This is a genomic window from Streptomyces phaeolivaceus (assembly GCF_009184865.1).
Taxonomy (GTDB): Bacteria; Actinomycetota; Actinomycetes; order Streptomycetales; family Streptomycetaceae; genus Streptomyces; species Streptomyces phaeolivaceus.
Window position 1 is genome coordinate 7,496,092 of the sequence record NZ_CP045096.1, and the last position, 21,997, is coordinate 7,518,088.

General features: G+C 67.5%; 20 protein-coding genes, 1 pseudogene and 1 riboswitch. Of the genes and pseudogenes, 13 read left to right on the forward strand and 8 right to left on the reverse strand.

Annotated features, from left to right (window positions below):
- Positions 1 to 53 precede the first annotated feature (53 nt).
- Positions 54 to 1,406, reverse strand: a pseudogene (locus tag F9278_RS34605) (2-isopropylmalate synthase); the annotation flags it as partial.
- Positions 1,407 to 1,973: 567 nt separating this feature from the next.
- On the opposite strand from F9278_RS34605, the gene F9278_RS34610 reads away from it, so the two are divergent.
- The 11 genes from F9278_RS34610 (at position 1,974) to F9278_RS34660 (ending at position 11,920) form a co-directional block, all read left to right on the forward strand.
- Positions 1,974 to 2,846 (forward strand): UbiA family prenyltransferase, encoded by an 873-nt coding sequence (locus F9278_RS34610; protein WP_193241763.1) that lies wholly within the window; start codon positions 1,974 to 1,976, stop codon positions 2,844 to 2,846.
- Positions 2,847 to 3,348: 502 nt separating this feature from the next.
- On the forward strand, positions 3,349 to 3,648 hold the full coding sequence (locus tag F9278_RS34615; protein WP_226967082.1) for a Dabb family protein: 300 nt from the start codon (positions 3,349 to 3,351) through the stop codon (positions 3,646 to 3,648).
- An 82-nt stretch (positions 3,649 to 3,730) separates the two neighbouring features.
- Positions 3,731 to 5,119, forward strand: a complete 1,389-nt coding sequence (locus F9278_RS34620; protein ID WP_226967083.1) for a phenylacetate--CoA ligase family protein — start codon at positions 3,731 to 3,733, stop codon at positions 5,117 to 5,119.
- Positions 5,116 to 6,093 (forward strand): aminotransferase class IV, encoded by a 978-nt coding sequence (locus tag F9278_RS34625; RefSeq protein WP_226967084.1) that lies wholly within the window; start codon positions 5,116 to 5,118, stop codon positions 6,091 to 6,093. The genes F9278_RS34620 and F9278_RS34625 overlap by 4 nt, the downstream gene beginning before the upstream one ends.
- Positions 6,094 to 6,169: 76 nt before the next feature.
- A complete protein-coding gene (locus F9278_RS47615; protein ID WP_226967085.1) occupies positions 6,170 to 6,787 on the forward strand; it encodes a hypothetical protein in 618 nt (205 codons plus the stop codon).
- 22 nt (positions 6,788 to 6,809) lie between these two features.
- On the forward strand, positions 6,810 to 7,799 hold the full coding sequence (locus F9278_RS34635) for an ornithine cyclodeaminase family protein (protein WP_152171822.1): 990 nt from the start codon (positions 6,810 to 6,812) through the stop codon (positions 7,797 to 7,799).
- A gap of 71 nt (positions 7,800 to 7,870) precedes the next feature.
- Complete coding sequence (locus tag F9278_RS34640; RefSeq protein WP_152171823.1) at positions 7,871 to 8,176, forward strand: DUF1330 domain-containing protein; 306 nt, start codon at positions 7,871 to 7,873, stop codon at positions 8,174 to 8,176.
- Positions 8,176 to 9,021: a PhzF family phenazine biosynthesis protein gene (locus tag F9278_RS34645; protein ID WP_152171824.1), complete on the forward strand. Its 846-nt coding sequence runs from the start codon at positions 8,176 to 8,178 to the stop codon at positions 9,019 to 9,021. Before F9278_RS34640 ends, F9278_RS34645 begins: the two co-directional genes overlap by 1 nt.
- Before the next feature lie 194 nt (positions 9,022 to 9,215).
- Positions 9,216 to 10,418 carry a cytochrome P450 gene (locus tag F9278_RS34650; protein WP_152171825.1) on the forward strand — a complete coding sequence of 401 codons (1,203 nt, stop codon included), beginning with the start codon at positions 9,216 to 9,218 and terminating at the stop codon, positions 10,416 to 10,418.
- 50 nt (positions 10,419 to 10,468) lie between these two features.
- The gene (locus tag F9278_RS34655; protein ID WP_152171826.1) at positions 10,469 to 11,677 is read left to right on the forward strand and encodes a cytochrome P450; all 1,209 of its coding nucleotides are present in this window, start codon (positions 10,469 to 10,471) and stop codon (positions 11,675 to 11,677) included.
- Between the two features lie 45 nt (positions 11,678 to 11,722).
- On the forward strand, positions 11,723 to 11,920 hold the full coding sequence (locus F9278_RS34660) for a ferredoxin (RefSeq protein WP_152171827.1): 198 nt from the start codon (positions 11,723 to 11,725) through the stop codon (positions 11,918 to 11,920).
- Positions 11,921 to 11,948: 28 nt separating this feature from the next.
- Here F9278_RS34660 and F9278_RS34665 read toward each other — a convergent pair whose 3' ends face one another.
- Complete coding sequence (locus F9278_RS34665; protein ID WP_226967086.1) at positions 11,949 to 12,569, reverse strand: AfsR/SARP family transcriptional regulator; 621 nt, start codon at positions 12,567 to 12,569, stop codon at positions 11,949 to 11,951.
- Between the two features lie 612 nt (positions 12,570 to 13,181).
- On the opposite strand from F9278_RS34665, the gene F9278_RS34670 reads away from it, so the two are divergent.
- Complete coding sequence (locus F9278_RS34670) at positions 13,182 to 14,141, forward strand: aldo/keto reductase (protein ID WP_152171829.1); 960 nt, start codon at positions 13,182 to 13,184, stop codon at positions 14,139 to 14,141.
- 185 nt (positions 14,142 to 14,326) lie between these two features.
- Here the strand turns inward: F9278_RS34670 and F9278_RS34675 are convergent, their stop codons facing one another.
- From F9278_RS34675 to gcvT, 6 genes are all read right to left on the reverse strand, one after another.
- The gene (locus tag F9278_RS34675; RefSeq protein ID WP_152171830.1) at positions 14,327 to 15,004 is read right to left on the reverse strand and encodes a response regulator; all 678 of its coding nucleotides are present in this window, start codon (positions 15,002 to 15,004) and stop codon (positions 14,327 to 14,329) included.
- Complete coding sequence (locus tag F9278_RS34680; RefSeq protein WP_193241765.1) at positions 15,001 to 16,110, reverse strand: sensor histidine kinase; 1,110 nt, start codon at positions 16,108 to 16,110, stop codon at positions 15,001 to 15,003. Before F9278_RS34680 ends, F9278_RS34675 begins: the two co-directional genes overlap by 4 nt.
- A 239-nt stretch (positions 16,111 to 16,349) precedes the next feature.
- Positions 16,350 to 17,717 carry an L-serine ammonia-lyase gene (locus F9278_RS34685; protein ID WP_152171832.1) on the reverse strand — a complete coding sequence of 456 codons (1,368 nt, stop codon included), beginning with the start codon at positions 17,715 to 17,717 and terminating at the stop codon, positions 16,350 to 16,352.
- A 110-nt stretch (positions 17,718 to 17,827) separates the two neighbouring features.
- Positions 17,828 to 19,093, reverse strand: a complete 1,266-nt coding sequence (gene glyA, locus F9278_RS34690; RefSeq protein WP_152171833.1) for a serine hydroxymethyltransferase — start codon at positions 19,091 to 19,093, stop codon at positions 17,828 to 17,830.
- Positions 19,094 to 19,130: 37 nt separating this feature from the next.
- Positions 19,131 to 19,508: a glycine cleavage system protein GcvH gene (gcvH, locus tag F9278_RS34695; protein ID WP_152171834.1), complete on the reverse strand. Its 378-nt coding sequence runs from the start codon at positions 19,506 to 19,508 to the stop codon at positions 19,131 to 19,133.
- A 118-nt stretch (positions 19,509 to 19,626) separates the two neighbouring features.
- A complete protein-coding gene (gene gcvT, locus F9278_RS34700) occupies positions 19,627 to 20,778 on the reverse strand; it encodes a glycine cleavage system aminomethyltransferase GcvT (protein WP_152171835.1) in 1,152 nt (383 codons plus the stop codon).
- 188 nt (positions 20,779 to 20,966) lie between these two features.
- Positions 20,967 to 21,065: riboswitch (glycine riboswitch) on the reverse strand.
- 197 nt (positions 21,066 to 21,262) lie between these two features.
- Between gcvT and F9278_RS34705 the strand changes: the two genes are divergently transcribed.
- Positions 21,263 to 21,931 (forward strand): AAA family ATPase, encoded by a 669-nt coding sequence (locus F9278_RS34705; protein ID WP_226967087.1) that lies wholly within the window; start codon positions 21,263 to 21,265, stop codon positions 21,929 to 21,931.
- Positions 21,932 to 21,997 lie beyond the last annotated feature (66 nt).

Consider the following 21,997-nt stretch of genomic DNA (forward strand, 5'->3'; position numbering starts at 1 on the left):
ACGGTCAGTTGCTTGTCGCACGACGGGGAGGACGACGTCAGGTCCGACGTCAGGTCCGACGCGGTCAGGTACTCCCGCAGGAAGAGTTCCCTGAGCCGGTCCGGGGCGACCTCCATGCCGCTGCGCTCACTCTCCGCCTGGACGATCTGACCGAACTCGATCTGGAGTTCACGGGGAAGGTCCAGACCGTGCATGGCACTCAGCAGATAGGCGACGCCCCCCTTCCCGGACTGGCTGTTGATGCGCACCACGCGTTCGTAGCTGCGCCCCACGTCCTTGGGATCGACAGGGAGATACGGCACTTCCCAGGGGAGCTCATCGGCTTGGAGGCCGGTGTCCGCGGCCTTGCGCCGCAGCGCGTCGAAGCCCTTCTTGATGGCGTCCTGGTGCGACCCGGAGAAGGCGGTGTACACGAGTTCACCACCGTAGGGATGCCGTGGCGGGACGAGCATCTCGTTGCAGTGTTCGACGGTGCGCCGAACGTGATCGAGGTCGGAGAAGTCGATCCGCGGGTCGACCCCATGGGTGAGCATGTTGATACCCAGGGTGACCAGGCAGACATTGCCGGCTCTTTCGCCGCCACCGAACAGGCATCCCTCCACCCGTTGAGCGCCGGCCAGCAGGGCCAGCTCGGTGGCGGCGACGCCGGTGCCACGGTCGTTGTGAGGATGAACCGACAGGCACCGGTGCTCGCGCCGCGACAGGTTCCGGTCGAGCCACTCGATCTGGTCGGCGAACACATGCGGCAGTGAACGCTCGACGGTCGCCGGGAAGTTGAGGATGATCTCCCGCCCCTCGCCGGGCTGCCAGACGTCCATGACGGCCTCGCAGACCTCGACCGCGAACTCGGGTTCGGTCTCGTTGAACAGTTCGGGAGAGTACTGGAGCCCCAGGTCGAGTCCGGGCAGTTTCCGCTCGGCGTACTCCGTCGTCCACCGGACTCCACGCACGGCAAGGTCCCTGACCTCCGTACGGCTCATCCCGAAAACTGTTTCACGGAACAGCGGAGCGGTCGCGTTGTAGAGATGGACCGTGGCTTTCCGCGCGCCTCGCAGGCTCTCCAGTGTGCGGTGGACAAGTTCTTCGCGCGCTGGTACCAGCACGGATATCGAGACGTCATCGGGTATTTTCTCCTGCTCGATGAGCAGGCGCACGAATTCGTACTCGTCCTGACTCGCCACAGGGAAACCAACCTCAATCTCGGTGTACCCCATGTCGACGAGAAGCTCGAACATCTTCAGCTTCTTCAGGGGATTCATGGGATGGGGCAGAGCCTGGTTTCCGTCTCGCAGATCGGTTGACAGCCAGCGCGGTGCCCCGCTGATCTCCATGTCCGGCCAGGTCCGGTCGCTCAGCACGACCGGAACGAACGGGCTGTACCGCAGGTGCTTTCCTTCACGTCCCATGAACAGATTCTTCCCTTCAATCCTTCGGCGGGTTTGCTGCGAATCCAGATGTGCGGTGAGGTCTGCGGCACAGGACCTTGCTGAAGTCCTGCATGAAAGCCCCGCCTCCCTTCGGCGATTTCAGGGTAGGCATACGTCTGAACAGCGGACAAGGCCGCACATGCGGTTGCGCCACCAAGGTCGATCGCGGCCTGACCGACAGGCTCGAAACCGGTATCAAAAGGTGTAGTGCATCGCTGCCGAGTTACCCATTCTGCGCCCGACGCCTCGCGGAGCCCCGGTCCATCTCGCCATGCTCGATTCGCGACCGTCAGGGCGACGGGGAGCAGGGGTCGTCGGACATCCCAAGGCGTCTGTTGGGCGCGGGCCACTGATTCCTGGATCGCCGGTGACCTCGATGTGCCGCGCCCACCATCTCGTACCGCGATCGATCCGATTCTCGACCGGCCGTGCCGTCGGCCGCGGGACTGCCCGCGAGCCCCGGTGCGGATCACGGTCGGCACCCAGCACGTGTCTCTCACGCCTCGCCCGGCTTCTCAGGCCAGGCGACTTCGATTGGAGATGACCATGCAGCTTCTCGCCCGCCAGGCGTCAGCCTGTCTCGTCGAAAGCCGGCCCGCCGTGCTGGGGGTGGTGCTGCTCCGATTCCTCGCAACGGCGCTGCCAGGCCCTGCCCTCAACCCGGTCCTGTCCCCAGGGGTGGCCGTCGCGGCAGCCGGCTGGATCTGCGCCACGATGTCGATCTATATCTTCAACGGGATCGCGGACAGGAAGGAGGACATCGCCAACGCGTCCACCCGGCCGATCGCCTCGGGCCGACTGCCCGTCCGCACCGCACGGACCGCAGTGGTCGCCTCGGCCGTCATCAGCATGTTGTGCGCGCTTCAGGGCGGGACGGCAGCGGTTGTGCTGTCCTTCGCGTATCTCATGCTCGGATTCGCCTACTCCGGGCCGCCGTTCCCACTCAAACAGACCTACTACACCTGCACCGGGGCCGGGGCCGGGCTCGGTCTGGCCACCTACGCGGCCGGTCTCCTGGCCAACAGCCAGCATCCGGGCATCGGTCCGACGATCGTGGCCGGGACCATGACTCTGTGGATGGGATGCGTCGGAAGCATCGCCAAGGAATTCTCCGATGTCGACGGTGACAGGGCGGCCGGTCGGTGCACCTGGCCCATGGTCCTCGGCGACATGGGGGCCAAGGCGCTGCTGACAGCGATAGCAGGGGCGATAGCCGTAGGCCTCACGGTCGCCTCGGCGCTCTGTGCGCCCCAGCTGATCTGGTGCGCTCTCACCGTGATCCTCGGAGCCATCGGCGTGACGGTGACCAGTCGGGAAGCGGTGCCCGGCAGACCTCGAAAGGTGCGCAGGCGGCCGTACCACGCCTTCATGGTGACCCAGATCGCCACCCATCTCGTCCTCTTGGCCATTATTCTCTGAGCTCCTTCGGCGCTGGTTCCCGAAAGAGCACGGGCCACGAACACCGACAACCTCGTTCATGACGGCTCGCCGGTCCATACGGCGGGCCGTTTCGGTTTGTCGGGCACAGCGGGTTCTGGCTGCCGCGTCCGTCATCACGGCGGCGGAACAGGCGGCGGAACAGGCGGTGTGGCCGCGACGACGACAGCCCCACGGGTGCTGACGGGTCGTCCGGTCCGTGCGAGCGACCCGTGTCCCAGCCGGTGCAACGCACGGCACAGGATCAGGTCCCGCCCGGGGCCACGACGGGATCCCGTCCCGCTGCACACCCATCTCAGAGCTCGATCCGCTGCATCGAAGAATTGCGCTTGAATGCCGCCCCCGTTATCGGCATGATTTTTTTCGAGAGATGCCACCCCGATCTTCCGTCGGCATCAAAAAATCGCAGCAACGACAGTGCGCCCTCGGACGTGGTGACGCCACGGCAGCCCGAAGGACATTGGGCGTCCTTGCGTGAAAGGCAATGATGATCACACACATCGTCCTCTTCAAGCTCAAGGACGGACTCGCACGCAATGCCCCCTCCGTGATCGACGCCGAGAAGTCAGCCAAGGCGGTCGGCGGTCAGGTCCCGGAACTGCTCACCTGGCGGGTGGGGTGGAACGCGGTCGACCGTGACATCGCCTACGACTTCGCGGCTGTCGGAGTGTTGCCCGATCTCGCCGCATTGGAGAAGTACCAGGTCAACGAATTCCACCGCGAATCCGTCGCAAAATGGCGCGCGATCTCCGATTGGGTGGTCGTCGACCTGCACGACGAATGAGCCGGCCGGAGATCCCACAGGTCAGCGAAAGCACTTTTTCCCATCGGAGGATCGATTGTTCACGCACTATCACCCGGATTCCGTGAGACTCACGGCTGAGCTGCACGACATGTTCGACGACTTCAGCAGGGGGAACTGGAGCGCGGACAGCCTGGAATCGCATCAGGTGCTCCGGATACGCGAGGTCCTCTCCTACGTCCGTACCCACTCCCCCTTCTACCGGGAGCGACTGGCCGGTCTGACCGAGCAGACGATCGCCGGACTGCGGCTCGACGATCTGCCCCGCGTTCCCTTCACCACCAAAGACGATCTACGGACAGCGCAGTTCGACATGCTCTCGCTGCCCGTCTCCGAAGCCTGGGTCTTCTACGAGACCACCGGTACGACGGGCGTCCCCACCCCGTGCCCCCGCACCGAATCGGACAGCATCCACAACAACACGGTGCTCACCTCGTACTACCGCGACGTGTTCGCCGCACACGGGGAGAAGCTGGTGATCGGGATCTCCGGTCCCAGTGAACTGCACGCCACGGGGGACACGTTCGGCGACGTGTGCCGCGATCTGGGGCACGCCGTCGCCAAGATGTGGCCCCACTCGCCGGTGATCGGCTTCGACCGTGCGCTGGAAGTGATGCGTCTGCTGCCGGTCAACGGCCTGTTCTGCACGCCGGGCATGGCCATGCGCCTGGCCGAGAAGGCGACCGAGGCCGGTCTGGATCCCCGCACGGACTTCTCTCTGGACGTTCTCATGATGACCGGTGAGCTGATGTCCCCCAGCCTGCTCGCCAACATCGGCTCGCTGTGGGGGGCAGAGGCCCGCAATGCCCTGTACGCCTCCCAGGAGGCGTCCGTCCTCGCCGCCGTGACCTCCGACGGGGCGCTGCGCACCGCGCCGCTGATCAACCACTACGAGGTGATCGACCCCGACACCGGCCAGGCGGTCCGGCCCGACGCCGACGGAGCGCGTCACGGCGAGCTGGTCGTCACCAACCTCTACACCGGAGCCAAGCCGCTGATCCGGTATCGCACCGGCGACCTGGTCCGGATGACGGACCCCGAGCCCGGCGCTGCCGTACCGGCCCCGAGGCTGGAGGCGCTGGGCCGTGTCCGGGACCGGCTCGACCTCAACGGTCGTCTGGTCAACGGCTACGACCTGGAGAATCTGCTGCTGCGCCGGTTCCACGGCTACCAGGACTACCAGATCACCGTAACCCGCGACGACTCCGGTCAGGACCTCCTCGCCCTGACCCTGAAGGCCGACCCGGCCCACGTCCGCGACGACGTCGAACAGGCCGTCGAGGACTGCCGCGAGGTGCTTGGCATCCCGCTGACCGTGGGCTTCGGAACACCCGGCCCCATCACCAGCACCGGGGCGATGGTGAGTTGGAAGGCCGCGCGGGTCGTGGATCTGCGCGCCCGGGTGTCCACAGAGAACCGCTCGGCCGAGCGAATCGCCGCCACGAGGACATGATGGACACCGAACAGCTCACCGGCGGATCGACACTCGGACTGGGCGCATGGGCCTACGACCGCGGCGACTTCGTGCCGGCGGCCTCCCCGCGGCTGCCCCTGTCCACCCAGGGCCTGCACTACGGAACCGCCGTGTTCGAGGGGATCCGGGCGTACGCCGCGCCGAACGGGCGCCACCTCTTCCGTGTCCATGAACACTATGCGCGCATGCTTCGCGCATGCCGCATGCTGCGCATGACCGGGATGCCCCAGTCGGTCGACGAACTCGTGGACATCACTGTCGAGTTGATCAGACGCAACGCCCATGACGACCGTCTCGACGTCTATGTGCGCCCGCTTGCTCACAAGCTCTCCCTGCTGCCCGGTACTCCCCTCGGGGTTTCACTGGCCGGGGTCTCCGACGGGCTGTCCATCGCCACGTACGGCTTCCCGCCGAACCGCTCCCCACGGCCCACCCGCTGCGTCATCAGCTCCTGGCGGCGCCCGGCCCGTGACACGCTACCGGCCCAGGCCAAGATCGCGGGAGGGTATGCGACCAGCGCCCTTGCCAGCGACGAGGCCCGCTCCGCCGGCTTCGACGACGCCATCCTGCTGGACCGGGCGGGCAATGTCGCCGAGGCCACCACCGCGAACGTGTTCGTAGTGGCGAACGGCGTCCTCAGGACTCCTCCCGCAACGGGCGACCTGCTCGCGGGCATCACCAGGGACACGGTCATCACCCTGTGCCAGGAGGCCGGTATGGCCGTCCTGGAACGCCCACTCAGCCCGATGGATCTGCGCACCGCCGACGAGGTCTTCCTCACCTCGACGGGGAAGGGCGTCGCCTCAGTGACCTCCCTCTCCGGAAAGGACATCGCGGACGGAGAAGTCGGTCCGGTCACGATCCGGGTCGCCGAGCTCTACAACACGGCCGCGACCACGTCGGACGGAGCCCGTCGGCGGTGGCTCACTCACCTCGCCCCCGAGGGCGGGTGACGGCCCGTCCGCCGGCCTCCCCGACGACCTCAGTGAACAGCCCTCTCTCCACTCACTCCACCTCCAGGGAATACGGATGACGCTGCTCAGCTTCGCCACTCTTCTGAGTCCCCGCCCGGATCAACGGGTCACGATCGGCACGCTCGGCCCCCGAGGCACCAGCAGCGAGGCGGCCGCGGCCCTGTACGCGAGCCAGGCCGCGGGGACGGAGGATCCGGTGCCCGCCATCAGCCTGTACGACACCTACGAGGAAGCCGGGGACGCCCTGCGCGACGGCGAGGTGACCCATGTGATCGTGGCCAACGCCTACCGGTCGGTCAGCAAGTTCTACATGGACGCGGAACTCACACTCGCCGGAGTGTTCGTGATGGACACACCGCCGTACGGCATCGCCGTCCGCCGTGGCTCCGGCCCGGTACCCGACTCCCCGACCATCGCGAGCCATCCCGCGCCCGTGCCGATCATCACCCAGCTGCTGCCCCAGAGGCACGCCACGCACAAGGTGCTGCACTCCACCTCCACGAGTGCCGCCGCCATCGCCGCGGTGGACGGAACCGCGGATCTCGCGCTCACCACCCTGCCGTCGGTGAGGCAGTACGGGCTGGAGTTCATCTCCGGCACCCGGCCGATCCGCATGGTGTGGTCCGTGTTCGGCAGGGCGACCTCGGCCGACGGCTCGGGCCGGGCCGCGTGAGCCGGGGAGAGGAGCGTCCGCTGTGCTGCTGCTGAACGGAGACCAGGTCAGGAAGGCCTTCCCCGAGGCGTCGGCGCACCATGTGGTGCGCGAGGTCATGCGCCGCTACAGCGCGGGGGAGGTGGTCCAGCCCGTACGTACGGTGCTCGGGCCGAGCCGCGACGGCTCGCTCTTCGCCACCATGCCGAGCCGTGTCACCGGCGAGCGGGACTCGGGGTACGGCCTCAAAGCTGTTCTCCACATACCCGGCAACACCGCCCGCGGGCTGCCCACCCATGTCGGCGTGGTGATCGTCTTCGACCCGGAGACCGGGCAGCCCCTTGCGATGCTGGACGGGGCGTCGGTCACCGCGATCCGTACGGCCGCTGCGTCCGCGGTGGCCAGCGAGGCCCTCGCCGCTCCGGATGCCGGGGACCTGGCGCTGATCGGCGCCGGCACCCAGGCGCGCAGCCATCTGCTGGCCCTGCGCGAGGTCCGGCGGCTGCGCCGGGTGCGCGTCTGGAACCGTGGCCGGGAGCGGGGGGAACGGTTCCTCGCCTGGGCCCGTACACAGGTGGATGCCGGTGTCGAACTGGTGGCCACGCCCGATGACGCGCTGCGCGGTGCCGATCTGGTGTGTACGACGACCGACACGACCCAGCCCCTGGTACACGCAAAGGCCCTGGCCGAGGGCGTCCATGTCAACGCTGTCGGCTCGTCCGTGCCGGGCAGACGCGAACTCGACGCCGCTGCGGTGGCCTCCTGTTCGGTCTTCGTCGACAGCCGGGAGGCCGCCCTGCGCGAGTCCTCGGAGATCGCCGTACCGATCGAGGAGGGCCTCGTGCCCGCGGACCGGCACCTCCCCGAGATCGGTGAGGTGCTGCTCGGCAGACACCCCGGCCGTACATCTGCCGCCGAACGCACGCTCTACAAGTCGTTGGGCATGGCCGCGCAGGACGCCGCGTCCGGTTTCGCCGTCGTCCGGGCCGCGCGGGAACTCGGCATCGGCACTGAGGTCGACTTCAGCTGCTGACTCCTGCCGAGGCGCCCTGCCCCCTCACCCTCCTCACCCCCCATCGGAAGCATCGGAAGCGGAGAGCCTCCATGACGGCACTACTGATCGGCAACGTCGGAGTCATCGCCGATGAGCGGCGAATGTCGGACTACCGTGCGAAGGTTCTGCACACCCTGGAGCTGTACGGCGGCGGGTTCATGATCCGGGGCGGTGCCTTCGAAGCGCTGGAGGGTGCCTGGCGGCCCACACATCTGTCGGTGATGAGGTTTCCGACGGCCGCCGCCGCGCGTCGCTGGTACCACTCCCCGGAGTACCGCGCCATCGTCCCCCTGCGCGAAGGCACCCACATGGACCTGATCCTGCTGGAGGGTGAGATCGAGGACGGGGGTGACTGATGCCGTCCGACCGCCTGCTCGGCTTCGCTCAGGTCGATGTGTTCGCCGAGACACCGTACTTCGGCAATCCCGTCGCGGTGGTCCTCGACAGCGAGGGAGTGTCCGATGCTGCGATGGCACGTCTGGCGAGGTGGACCAATCTTTCCGAGACGACCTTCGTCCGCCCGCCCCGGCACCCCGAGGCCGACTACGAACTACGGATCTTCACCCCGGGCGGGGAGATCCCGTTCGCCGGCCACCCCACACTCGGCTCGGCCCACGCATGGCTGGAGGCCGGTGGCAGACCCAGGTCGTCCGGCGCCCTCGTCCAGGAGTGCCGAGCCGGACTGGTCGAGGTACGCCGCTCGGGCGCGGACCTCAGCTTCCGTGCCCCCGCACTGCGGCGCAGGGGCCCCCTGGACGATGCCCATGTGCACCGTATCGCCCGGGGGTTGTGCATCGACCGGGCAAGGATCCTCGCCCACAGTTGGGTCGACAACGGACCCGGCTGGGCCGCCGTACGGCTCGCTTCGGCCGATGAGGTGCTCGCCCTTGAGCCGGACGACCAGGCCATGCGGGACCTGATGCTCGGCGTGGTCGGCCCCCATCCCGAGGGCTCGCCCCTGCGTTTCGAAGTCCGTGCCTTCGCACTGCCCTCAGGAGTCCGCGAGGACCCGGTCACCGGTAGCCTCCAGGCCGGCATCGCGCAATGGCTCATCGCCGACGGCACCGCCCCCCGCTCCTATCAGGCCGGGCAGGGAGCCCGGCTGCGACGTCGCGGAGTGCTCACGGTACGGGCCGACGGTGACGACGTGTGGGTCGGCGGCCGGAGCGTGACCTGTGTGCGTGGCACCGTGCGGCTCTGATGCCGTTCCGTGCCGGTCGCCGCCGTGAAAAGGCGTGTATCCGACCCCTTCCGGGCCGGCCGCCGATGTGAACCGCAGCCGCTGTGCATCGGCGTGAACCACCGTGCGCCACCGGCCCCGAAGGCTGCCACGACCGGTCGTACCACCCTCTGTTCCTTCTCACCACCTACCCGACGGATCCCACGGAGACTGCCATGCCTGACCTCGACACCCTGCCGTACCCCGGCGACCAGGGTGAATACCCGCTCGACACCCCCGGTCGTCTCGCCCGGTGGCAGGAGGAGGAACCGGTTCGCCGGATCGCCGTGCCCGGTGACCGTACCGCCTGGCTCGTCACCCGGCACCACGACATCAGGACCGCCCTGATGGACTCCCGACTGAGCGCCGACCGCAATCGACCCGGATTCCCCCATCTGCGCACGGACGAACCGCCGATGCCCAAGGGGACCTTCTCCCAGTACGATCCGCCGGAACACACCGTCGTGCGGCGCATGCTCACCAAGGCCTTCATGCCGAAAAACATCGAACGGCTCAAGCCCCGCATCCGCCACAACGTCGACGGTCTGCTGGATGCCATGGCGCAGAAGCCGCACCCGGTGAATCTGCACGAGGCTTTCGGGCTGCCGCTGCCGACGCTGACCATGTGCGAACTCCTGGGCGTCCCCTACGGAGACCGGACGGTGTTCCAGGACAACACCCAGCAGATCCTGGACCTCACCCTGCCCGGCGAGGAGGTGGTCGCCGCCTTCGGCCGGATGCTCTCCTATCTGGGGGACCTTCTTGATGCCAAGGCGCGGGCCCCCCAGGACGACCTCGTGAGTGATCTGGCCGTCAACCGCGTCAGCACCGGCGAACTCCCCAAGGAGGAGGCCGTCGGTGTCCTCGCGCTGCTTCTGCTGGCCGGGCATGACACCACCGCGAACTTCATCAGCCTGGGCACCATCACCCTGCTCCGCAACCCCGAGCAACTGCGCCGGCTGCTCGGCGACACCGACGCCGTGCCGGCCGCCGTCGAGGAACTGCTGCGCTATCTGCCTCTGCTGCACACCGGTATCCGGCGGATCGCCACAGCGGACCTGGAGATCGGCGGCGTCACGGTCCGCGCGGGAGAGGGCGTGATCCTGGCCATCACCGCGGGCAACCGCGACCCCCGGGCCTTCGAGAAACCCGAGGTACTGGACCTCGACCGCGGCTGGACCGTGCGCGGCCATCTGGCCTGGGGACACGGGATCCACCAGTGCGTGGGCCAGTCGCTGGCCCGGGCTCAGCTGCAGATCGCGCTGCCCGCCCTGTTCGAGCGCTTTCCCGGGCTGCGGCTGGCCGTCGACTTCAACGAGGTCGCCTTTCGCGACAACACCCTGTTCTACGGGGTGCACGAACTCCCCGTCGTGTGGTGACGACCGTACGACTCGCTGCCCCGTCTCCCCCTTCTTCTCCGGAGCATCACATGATCACTTCCATGCTCGAACTCGAACGTCTTCCGCATCCGGGAGGGGGCGGACAGAACCGCCTGGATCTGCCCGAGGTGCTGGACCGCTGGCGCGAGGAGGAGCCCGTCCGCCGGATCGCTGTGGAAGGCGGTGGCACCGCCTGGCTCTTCACCCGCCACGCGGACATTCGCGCGGCCCTGGGTGACAACCGGCTGAGCGCCGACCGCAACCGGCCGGGCTTCCCGCATCTGCGCCCGGACGACCCGCCGATGCCGCCTGGCACCTTCAACCACTACGACCCGCCCGAGCACACCGTCATCCGCAGGATGCTGGCCAAGGCCTTCATGCCCAAGAGCATCGACCTGCTGAAACCGGGCATCCACCGGATCGTGAGCGATGTTCTGGACCGGATGGCCGACAAGCCCCGAACAGCCGACCTCTATGAGGAGTTCGCGCTTCCGCTGCCCTCGCTGGTGCTGTGCGAACTGCTGGGCGTCCCCTACACGGACCGGGCGATCTTCCAGGAGAACACTCCGAAGGCACTGGACAACGCCCTCCCCGGTCCTGAGGTGGCCGCTGCGTTCATGGAGATGTTCAACTGGCTCGGCGACTTCCTCGACGCCAAGGAGCGCCACCCTCAGGACGACCTGATGAGCGACGTCGCCGTCAACTACGTCCGGACCGGAGTGCTTCCCAAGGAGGAGGCTGTCGGCGCCGTACTCATGCTGCTGCTCGCCGGGCACGACGCCACTGCCACCATGATCGGTCTCGGCGCCGTCGGCCTGCTGCGTCACGCCGAGCAGTTGCGGCGGCTGGTCGCCGACCCCGCGGTGGTGCCGGCGGCCGTGGAGGAGTTGTTGCGTCATCTGCCGGTTCAGTACACGGGATTGCGGCGGATCGCTGTCGAGGATGTGGAAGTCGGTGGGGTGACGGTCCGTGAGGGAGAGGGCGTGATCCTGGCCGTGACCGCGGGCAACCGCGACCCCCGTGTCTTCGACGACCCCGGGATGCTCGATGTCGCACGGGGGTCCCGGCACCATCTGACCTTCGGCCACGGCATCCACCAGTGCATAGGCCAGGGATTGGCCCGGGCCCAGCTGCAGATCGCGCTGCCCGCCGTGTTCGAGCGCTTTCCCGGACTGCGGCTCGCGGTGCCGGACGAGGAGATCAGCTACCGCGAGAACCACGAGTTCCTGAGCGTGCGCCACATCCCCGTCGCCTGGTAGCACGCGACAGTTCGAGGAACGACACCGAGAGAAGGAGCCTCGCCGATGAGGATCGAGATCGACAAGGACAGGTGTCTGGGTACAGGCCAGTGTGGAGTGTTCGCACCGGATGTGTTCGCCCAGCACGACGACGACGCCCTGGTCGTCGTGCTGGAGTCCGCCCCACCGGCCGAATTCCATGCGGCGGTACGCCAGGCGGTCCACTTCTGCCCCGCGGGGGTGATCACCACGCACGACCACTGAGCCAGGCCGCACCAGCCCCACTGTCTTCTCAGCGTTGCCGCTCCAGGGCGCCCTGCAGTCCCTGCCCGGCCTGCCGCGTCCGAACACGTCGGCGCGGCTGGGCGGGCCCGGCCATCGCGAGGGCGGGCAACGGGACGTCGGGCGGGGCGAGGTCCGTGTCGTCACAGACGATGCGCTGCCTCAGGGCGGACAACTCCCGGCTCGGCTCGATGCCCAGCTCGGAGACCAGGCTGGAGCGCAGCCGCTGGAAGACGTCCAGGGCCTCGACCCGCCTGCCCGACCAGTGGAGTGCGAGCATGTACTGGCCGAGCAGGCGCTCCCGGAACGGAAAACGTTCGACGAGCGGCCGCAGCCGCGTGGTCAGGGGCAGCCACCTCCCCAGGGCCAACAGTGTTTCCGCATGGTCCTCCACAGCGGAGATCGCCGTGTCTTCCAGCCGCGGGCCGTGCAGCTCGTCGAGCGACGGTGATCCCGTGTAGAAGATGAAGGGGGCGCGCCACAGCGCGAACGCCGAGTCGAATCGTGCCGCGGCCGATTCGTAGTCCCCGGTGGCCATCAGCGCCCTCGCGTGGCCCGTTTTCGTCTCGAAGACGTGCAGGTCGAGCTCTCCCGGGTCGACGCGCAGGGTGTATCCGCCCGGAGACGTCATAAGGTCGGCGCCAGAGTTTCCCATCCGCTTCCGAAGCTGGTGCACATAGAGGCGGATGAGGTTCTGCGAGCTCTTCGGGGGCCTGCAGTCCCACAGGGACTCGGTGATGTCGTCGATGGACCGGAACCTGTTGGCGGAGAGCAACAAGCATGCCAGGAGAACCCGATGCTTCATTCCGCCGATGTCCACCACTTTGGTGTGTTGCAGAGTGACTTGGCCCAGCAATCGGTACTTCATTGGGACGATTCCCTTCTCCTCGCTTGTCCGTCCGCTCTCGCCTGGGACCGGCGGCGGGGCACGGGAAGAGCGCTCTACGGCAGCGGCGGAATACGTTCGAGCTGTGTTCCACGGCGAACTGAGAAACGCTCACCCGATGCGTTGATGCTGAAGACCGTAGACATCGGGTTTCTGCGCGAGAGCCCCAGACGGACCCCTGCCGACCCTGTGCCGTGGCTGCGCCCGAGGTGCCCGCGACAGGGGTGGGAGAACGGAGGGATCAGGGGTGTCTGGGGGCGCTTTGGCGACAACCGGGCATCACGATAGACACGGACATGGGGTGTCGGCCGCGAACGCCGATGCCCTGGCAGTCGTGATCACGGAGGAGAGAGGCCAATGGGGCTGAGTAACTCGGGTCTTGTGGTTCCGGGAGCCCACGGGCTCGGCCTGGGGAGCTTGGCTCTCGCCGGCCACTACGGCGCAGTCGACCACGCCGAGGCAGTGCAGCTGGTGCGGCAGGCCGTTGACTCGGGTGTGGTTCTGCTCGACACGCCCGACATGTTCGCTGGAGGGCGGGTACGGAGCATCATCAGGCAGGCTGTCGCCTCCTGCCGGGACGAGGTGTTCATCGTCGTCCACGGTCCGCCGGCCGCACAGAGCGCCTTGGCAGGGACGGGCCGCGGCGAAATCGTGGACGACTGTGAGAACGCGCTTCGGGAACTGGGCCTCAGCCACATAGATCTCTATGTGCTGCATCCGGCAGATGGTCGAACGCCGGTTGAGGAACAGATGGAGGAGTTGGCGGGGCTGGTGGCGACCGGGAAGGTGCGCAACGTCGGCATCAGCGGTATGGACACAGATCGGTTGATCCGCGCCCATAGCGTCCACCCTGTCGCTGCCGTTGCAGTCGAGTTCTCCCTGTTGCGGCGCGAGGCGGAACTCGGGATTCTTCCACTGGCCCGCCGACTCGGGGCGGTGCTGTTGGCGGGTCGGCCTCTGGGCAGAGGCATTCTGGCGGGACGGATCACAGACACCGCGCGGTTGGATGCCGTAGACGTGCGGCGCACCGATCCCCGCTTCTCGGCGGAGGCACTTTCGTCCGTCCAGGTATTGCTGCGCACACTGCACGAGGTCGCGGCCGACCTGGACACCAGCGCGGGCCGGTTGTCCCTGGCTTGGCTGCTTCTCGGGGGAACAGACGTGATTCCTCTACCGAGTACACGGGAGCGCATCCACCTGGAGATGAACCTGTCGGCCCATCGCCTTCGACTGCCCCAGGAAGCGCTGCGCCGTCTGTATGAGGCATTCCCACTTCCCGTTCCCGCTGGGGAACGAGGGGAGGGGGCGGCGGACTGAGCGACGCTGTCGGACGCCTTGGTCGGCGCGTAATCCCACCGGAGCGGCAAGCCGCACGAGGTCACCCACACAGGCGTGGCCGCGGGCCGAGGTCTGGAAGAGGGGCGGGCGCATCCGTCCGGCAGGAACCGTGGATTCGCCTCGCACAGGACGATCACCCGGCCGCGCCGGTCATGACTGCCCGGCTACTTGCGGCCCGGTGGGATCAGGGAGGCGCTGATGGCCTTGTTGACTGCGTCGATCCTGGAGTTGGCATCGAGCTTGACGAACACGTTGTGCAGATGACGCTTGACGGTGGCCTCGGAAAGGACGAGCCGATGTGCGATCTGACTGTTGCTCAGCGCCTGGGCAACCAGTTGGAGAATTTCCAGTTCGCGAGGTGAGAGCAAGGCGTCGTCCGACTGCTCAAGCTGTGTGAGGGAGGCGCGGGAAACCGCGAGAACCATACGGTTGGGGTCGTGGTGGACGCTTCGGATCGCCGCTACGAGTTCCCTCCGGTGCACACTCTTGAGCAGGTAACCGCGGATTCCTGCGCTGATCAGGCGGCGCAACAGCTGAGGACCGTCGTACATGCTGACGATGATGATCTGCGTTGTCGGTGAGAGAGACCGCATTCTGGCCACGGTGTCGGCCGACTCTCCACCGGGTATCTCGACGTCAAGCAGCACTACGTCCGGGCGCAGGCGCGCCACCTGGGCGAGCGCTTCTTCGCTGTGGCTTGCCTCGCCCACCACCGTCATGTCGTCGTGGGAATCGATGATCTCTCTGAGGCCTTCGCGGACGAGGGCATGGTCGTCGACGAGGACGAGGGCGATTCTCTCCTGGTCCGTGAGCGAGGCCGGGGTCTTTTCGTGTGCGTTCATGAAATCGGTGCCGTCTTTCCCAAGGGTATGAGGAACTCCACCAAGGTTCCCTGACCGATTCGACTGCTGATGAGCATGGTTCCGCCGAGTAGCCTGCTGCGCGCGCGCATGGAGGATATGCCAACCCCGGTGGACTCAGGTTCTCGGGAGGGCTCGAATCCACGGCCGTCATCCTCGATCGACGCATGTAATTCATGGGGGGTGATGGTTATGTTGATGAACAGTATGGACGCAAAGGCGTGACGCAGTGAATTATGTGAGGCTTCTCTGGTGATGAGAAATACCTCGTCCAGGACATTCGAGGGAGCCCAGCGCTCGTCTCCGCTCACCTTCAGGTGGATATCGAAATCATCCCTCTGCATGGTCTCCAGGTAGTGCGAAAGGGCTTTCTCCAGATTGTTGAATGAATTCCTGGAGTGCAGATCTGAGGTTACTGCGCGCAGATTCTGCATAGCCTCCTGCAAGGCCTGTTCGGCAAAATCAAGCTTGATGCTTGCCCTTAATGGATCACTTTCACGGAAAATCTGGAAAAGCTCGATGTTCTGATGGGCGACGCTCATGCTGTTCCCGATTCGGTCGTGGAGGTCGCGGGCAGTGTGGCGTCGTTCGTCCAGCTGAACGTCATGTATTTTGTCGAGGAGGAATCCGGTGTAACTCGAGACCGCCTCGCGAACTCGTAAGGAAATGCTGCGCTCCAGGGTCACTGCCACCAGGCAGAACAGGCGCAACGGTTGTGTGGATTGCGTCAGAAGCGGTGCCCAGATGGAGAGAGCTGCTTCGTGGAACAGTGACGCGGCAACGAGTGACTCCTGTGTGTTCACGCCACTCGCCGCTCGACTGGATCCGATGGAGCGTGAAATCCTTTTGTGGCTCGGGCTCACCTGGAACGAACCGATGCGGAGGCAGTTGGCGACATCGGTGATTATCTGCAGGGCGTGTGTGAGGGTTTGGTCGAGCATCGCGGGATTGCGGTCGAGCAAATTCCGGGCAGCGTGGAGTTCGGCCTTGTACGCGGCCAGTACATCGTTTGCGTGTTCCTCGATGGAATCAGCTACTTGACGCGCCTCTGTTGCAAACGCCTCTGTCGCAAACGCCTCGTCGGCCACGTTCTGCCACCGTCCCTCTTGACATAGGGGATGATGTTGAAAGTTAACACATGAGGACGGCTGGTGACTGATGGCTCTCGGTCGATATTTGGCAATATTTCGCCAAAGGTGCGGTTCCTTCAAATATGTAAATTTTTTGTAATGATTTTGTAGTGGATGTAGCCCTTGTTTCTTTTTTCGCAAGGGCCGATTTCCGGTGGCATATGCGTCCACGGGCTCCGCGTGGCAGAGCAATCGCATCAGCATTCGATGATGTTCACCGCCAGCCCGCCCCGCGCCGTCTCCTTGTACTTGACGCTCATGTCGGCGCCGGTGTCCTTCATCGTCTTGATGACCTTGTCGAGGGACACCTTGTGGGTGCCGTCGCCGCGCATCGCCATCCTGGCCGCCGTGACGGCCTTCACCGCGGCCATGCCGTTGCGTTCGATGCAGGGGATCTGGACCAGGCCGCCGACGGGGTCGCAGGTGAGCCCGAGGTTGTGCTCCATGCCGATCTCGGCCGCGTTCTCCACCTGTTCGGGGCTGCCGCCCAGCACCTCCGCCAGCGCGCCCGCCGCCATCGAGCAGGCGGAGCCGACCTCGCCCTGGCAGCCGACCTCGGCGCCGGAGATGGACGCGTTCTCCTTGAACAGCATGCCGATCGCGCCGGCGGCGAGGAGGAAGCGGACGACGCCCTCCTCGTCGGCGCCGGGCACGAAGTTGATGTAGTAGTGCAGAACGGCGGGGATGATCCCGGCCGCGCCGTTCGTGGGCGCCGTCACCACCCGGCCGCCGGCCGCGTTCTCCTCGTTCACGGCCATCGCGTAGAGCGTGATCCACTCCATGGAGCGGGGCAACGGGTCGCCCTCGGCCCGGAGTTGGCGGGCCGACATGGCGGCCCGGCGGCGCACCCGCAGCCCGCCCGGCAGGATGCCCTCGCGGGACATGCCGCGCGAGACGCACACCCGCATGACCCGCCAGATGTCGAGGAGACCGGAGCGGATCTCGTCCTCGGTGCGCCAGGCCCGCTCGTTCTCCAGCATCAGCGCGGAGATCGACAGGCCCGTCTCCTTCGCCACGCGCAGCAGCTCGTCGCCCGTGCGGAAGGGGTACTTGAGGGGCGTGTCGTCGAGTCTGATGCGGTCCGCGCCGACCGCGTCCTCGTCCACGACGAAGCCGCCGCCCACCGAGTAGTACGTCTTCGACAGCAGCTCCGCACCCGCCGTGTCGTACGCCCAGATCGTCATGCCGTTGGCGTGGTAGGGCAGGGTCTCGCGGCGGTGCAGGATCAGGTCCCGGTCGAAGTCGAAGGGGATCTCGTGGTCGTCGAGCAGCCGGATACGGCCCGACTCCTTGATCGTCTCCACCCGGTCGTCGGCGGACTCGACGTCCACCGTGCGCGGCGACGCGCCCTCCAGACCCAGGAGCACGGCCTTCGGGGTGCCGTGCCCGTGGCCGGTCGCGCCCAGCGAGCCGTACAGCTCGACACGTACCGAGGCGACGCCCGTGAGCAGTTCCTCGTTGCGCAGCCGGCGGGCGAACATCCGGGCGGCCCGCATCGGGCCGACCGTGTGGGAGCTGGACGGGCCGATACCGACCGAGAAAAGGTCGAAGACGGAGATGGCCACGGTGACTCCTCAGAACGGGGGAGGGTGGTGCGGGGAGTGGGGCACCGCGCTCGTTCCCCAGTGTGCGCGGTGCCCCGGAAAGCGGGACTACGGAGCGATGAAGCCGGGGTTTACTTCCCCAGCCCCGGGTACAGCGGGTGCTTGTCCGCCAGGGCCCGGACCCGGGCCTTCAGCGCCTCCACGTCGTACGACGGCTTCAGCGCCTCGGCGATGACGTCCGCGACCTCGGTGAAGTCCTCGGCGGTGAAGCCGCGGGTGGCCAGCGCGGGCGTACCGATACGCAGCCCGGAGGTCACCATCGGGGGACGCGGGTCGTTGGGGACGGCGTTGCGGTTGACGGTGATGCCGACCTCGTGGAGCCGGTCCTCGGCCTGCTGCCCGTCCAGCTCGGAGGCGCGCAGATCGACCAGGATCAGATGCACGTCGGTGCCGCCGGACAGGACGTCGACCCCGGCCTCGCGCGCGTCCGCAGCGGTCAGCCGCTCGGCGAGGATCTTCGCGCCCTCGACCGTACGCCGCTGGCGCTCCTTGAACTCCTCGCTCGCCGCGACCTTGAAGGACACCGCCTTCGCCGCGATCACATGCTCCAGCGGACCGCCCTGGAACCCGGGGAACACCGAGGAGTTGAGCTTCTTCGCGAACTCCTTCCTGGCGAGGATGATCCCGCCGCGCGGGCCGCCGAGGGTCTTGTGGGTCGTGGAGGTGACCACGTCCGCGTGCTCGACCGGGTTGGGGTGCAGCCCGGCCGCGACCAGACCGGCGAAGTGCGCCATGTCGACCCAGAGGTACGCGCCGACCTCGTCGGCGATCCGCCGGAACTCCGCGAAGTCCAGCTGACGCGGGTACGCCGACCAGCCCGCGATGATCACCTTGGGCCGGTGCTCCTTGGCGAGCTTCTCCAGCTCGGCCATGTCGACCAGTCCGGTGGCGGTGTCCACGTGGTAGGCGATCACGTCGAACTGCTTGCCGGAGAAGTTCAGGCGCATGCCGTGGGTGAGGTGGCCGCCGTGGGCGAGGTCCAGCCCGAGGATCGTGTCGCCGGGCTGGGCGAGCGCGAACAGCGCGGCCTGGTTGGCGGAGGCACCCGAGTGCGGCTGGACGTTGGCGTACTCGGCGCCGAACAGCTCCTTGAGCCGGTCGATGGCGATCTGCTCGGTGACGTCGACGTGCTCGCAGCCGCCGTAGTAGCGGCGCCCGGGGTAGCCCTCGGCGTACTTGTTGGTCAGGACCGTGCCCTGGGCCTCCATCACCGCGACCGGAGCGAAGTTCTCCGAGGCGATCATCTCCAGCGTGGACTGCTGGCGGTGCAGCTCGGCGTCGACGGCGGCGGCGACCTCCGGGTCCAGCTCGTGCAGGGGCGTGTTCAGAAGCGACATGCGTGCGACCTCAGTCCTCAGTCTCGATCGAGTCTTCTCAGCCGGCGGTGTGGGCGACGTACTCGTCGGCGGAGAGCAGATCGTCCGGCTCCTGCGCGACGCGTACCTTGAACAGCCAGCCGCCCTCGAACGGGGCGGTGTTCACCAGCGACGGGTCGTTGACGACGTCCTCGTTGATCTCGGTGATCTCACCGGAGACCGGCGAGTACAGATCGCTGACGGACTTCGTGGACTCCAGTTCGCCACAGGTCTCGCCCGCGGTCACCGTGGAGCCCACCTCGGGAAGCTGGGCGTAGACGACATCGCCGAGCGCGTTCGCCGCGAACTCCGTGATGCCGACCGTCGAGACGCCGTCCTCGGCGCCCGACAGCCACTCGTGCTCCTTGCTGTAGCGCAGCTGCTGGGGGTTGCTCATGGCCTGAATTCTCCTGTACGCGGGGAGTGCTGATGAATGGGGGACTGCTGAAACCACTGCTGAGCAGCGGAAACGTGCGCAGGGTCACGCCTGGGGCGGGCGACCCGGCGCCCAGTGTCTACTTCCGCCGCTTGTAGAACGGCAGCGCCACGACCTCGTACGGCTCGTGGCTGCCCCGGATGTCCACACCCACACCGACGGTGCCCGGCGCGGCGTGCGTGGCGTCGACGTAGGCCATGGCGATCGGCCGGCCCAGCGTCGGGGAGGGCGCGCCGGAGGTGACCTCGCCGATCACCCGGCCGTCGGCGACGACCGGGTAGCCGGCGCGCGGCACCCGGCGGCCCTCGGCGACCAGTCCGACGAGCACCCGCGGCGGCGCGGACTCGGCGCGGGCGGCGGCCTCGGCGAGCGCGGTACGCCCGACGAAGTCGGCCGGCTGCCCGGACTTCTCGAACTTCACGACCCGTCCGAGCCCGGCGTCGAAGGGCGTCAGCGCGGTGGACAGCTCGTGCCCGTACAGCGGCATCCCCGCCTCCAGGCGCAGCGTGTCCCGGCAGGACAGCCCGCAGGGCACCAGGCCGACGCCCTCGCCCGCCTTGGTCAGCGCCTGCCACAGCTCGACGGCGTGCTCCGGATTCACGAACAGCTCGAAGCCGTCCTCGCCGGTGTACCCGGTGCGCGCGATCAGCGCGGGCACCCCGGCGACCGTGCCGGGCAGTCCCGCGTAGTACTTCAGACCGTCGAGGTCGGCGTCGGTGAGGGCCTTGACGATCCCCGGCGACTCGGGGCCCTGCACGGCGAGCAGCGCGTACCCGTCCCGGTCGTCCCGGACCTCGGCGTCGAACCCGGCGGAGCGCTCCACGAGCGCGTCCAGCACCACCTGGGCGTTGGAGGCGTTCGCGACGACCAGACAGGTCGAGGAACCGGCCTCGGTCTCCGCCAGTCGGTAGACGATCAGGTCGTCGAGGATGCCGCCGTCCTCGCGGCAGATCATGGTGTACCGGGCGCGGCCCGGCCGCACCCCGCCGATGTCGCCGACCAGCGCGTGATCGAGCAGCGCGGCGGCCCCCGGGCCGGTGACGGTGATCTCGCCCATGTGGGAGAGATCGAAGAGACCGGCCCGCGTGCGGACGGCCGTGTGCTCGTCGCGCTCCGAGCCGTAGCGCAGGGGCATGTCCCAGCCCGCGAAGTCGGTCATCGTCGCGCCGAGCGAGCGATGCAGGGCGTCGAGCGCGGTACGGCGGGGTGCGGTGGTGGGGCTGCTGCTCATCGGTGTGACGCTCCCAGGGCATGACGGACGACGGATGACGGGTGAGGAAAGTCCTCCCCATCTGTCATCGGAACCTGAGAGGTTCACCACGACCGTACGTACCGGTGTACGTACCGATGGCCGTGACTTGCACCGTGGGTGGAGCCGCCTCCCGCGAAGGGGAGATACGGCCCGCTTTTCAGATCTGCCTCGCCCGCGCGGTATCGGGGCCTGAGAGATTCAAGGGAGGGACTTGCTCCTTCGGCGCCCCAGCGAACTGTCGCTGGGAACTCTCCCGCGCGGATTCAAGCGGCCGGTATGCAGTTGGCGCGGACATCATCGCACGCATCGACGCGGTACGTCAGGGGGAGCTTTCAAGGCAGACACGGCGGTCCGTAGCACTCTTGTGGCAATACGAGGACTGAACCAGGAGGGATCGGGCATTACCTTCTCTTTACAGTCTGTGGGGATGGGACCTCTCATACCCCTGGGGAGGACGATCACGGTGAACAGGACCACGGCGTACGCGACGACGTCGGGCATCGCGATGCCCAAGCAGCCCGTCGCACCGGTCGGTGAGGCGTGCGGCCCGTTCCCGAGGGCGGTCGTCCGGGACCTCAGGGAGCGTGCGGGGCGCAGCCCGCACGGCCTGTCCTTCGGCCCGGTCGACCTGGTGGTGGTCACCGGGCTCCCCGGCAGCGGCAAGTCGACCCTGATGCGCCGGGCCGTCCCCGGCGTCCGGATCGACTCCCAGGACACCCGTGACCGCTTCGACGCGCGCTTCGCCCGCCATCTGCCGTACGCGGTCTACCGCCCCCTCGTGCGCCTCGCGCACTACGCGGGGCTGCGGCGCGCCCTCCGCTCGGGGGAGGGCGTCGTCGTGCACGACTGCGGGGCGCAGGCCTGGGTCCGCAGCTGGCTGGCGCGCGAGGCCCGCCGGCGCGGCGGCACACTGCATCTGCTGCTGCTCGACGTCACACCCGGTGAGGCGCGGGACGGGCAGCGGGAGCGCGGGCGCGGGGTGTCGCGGTACGCGTTCGCCCGGCACCGGGGGGCGATGACCCGGCTGCTGCGTTCGGTGGAGAAGGGGCGGCTGCCCCAGGGGTGCGGGGCGGCGGTGATCATCGACCGGGCCGCCGCGGACGTTCTGAAGCGGATCGACTTCGTGGGGTGAGCCCGGAGCCGCGGGGGGCGCGCTCCCGGGCCGGAACCAATTAAGGTGCAGCTACAACAGCATCAC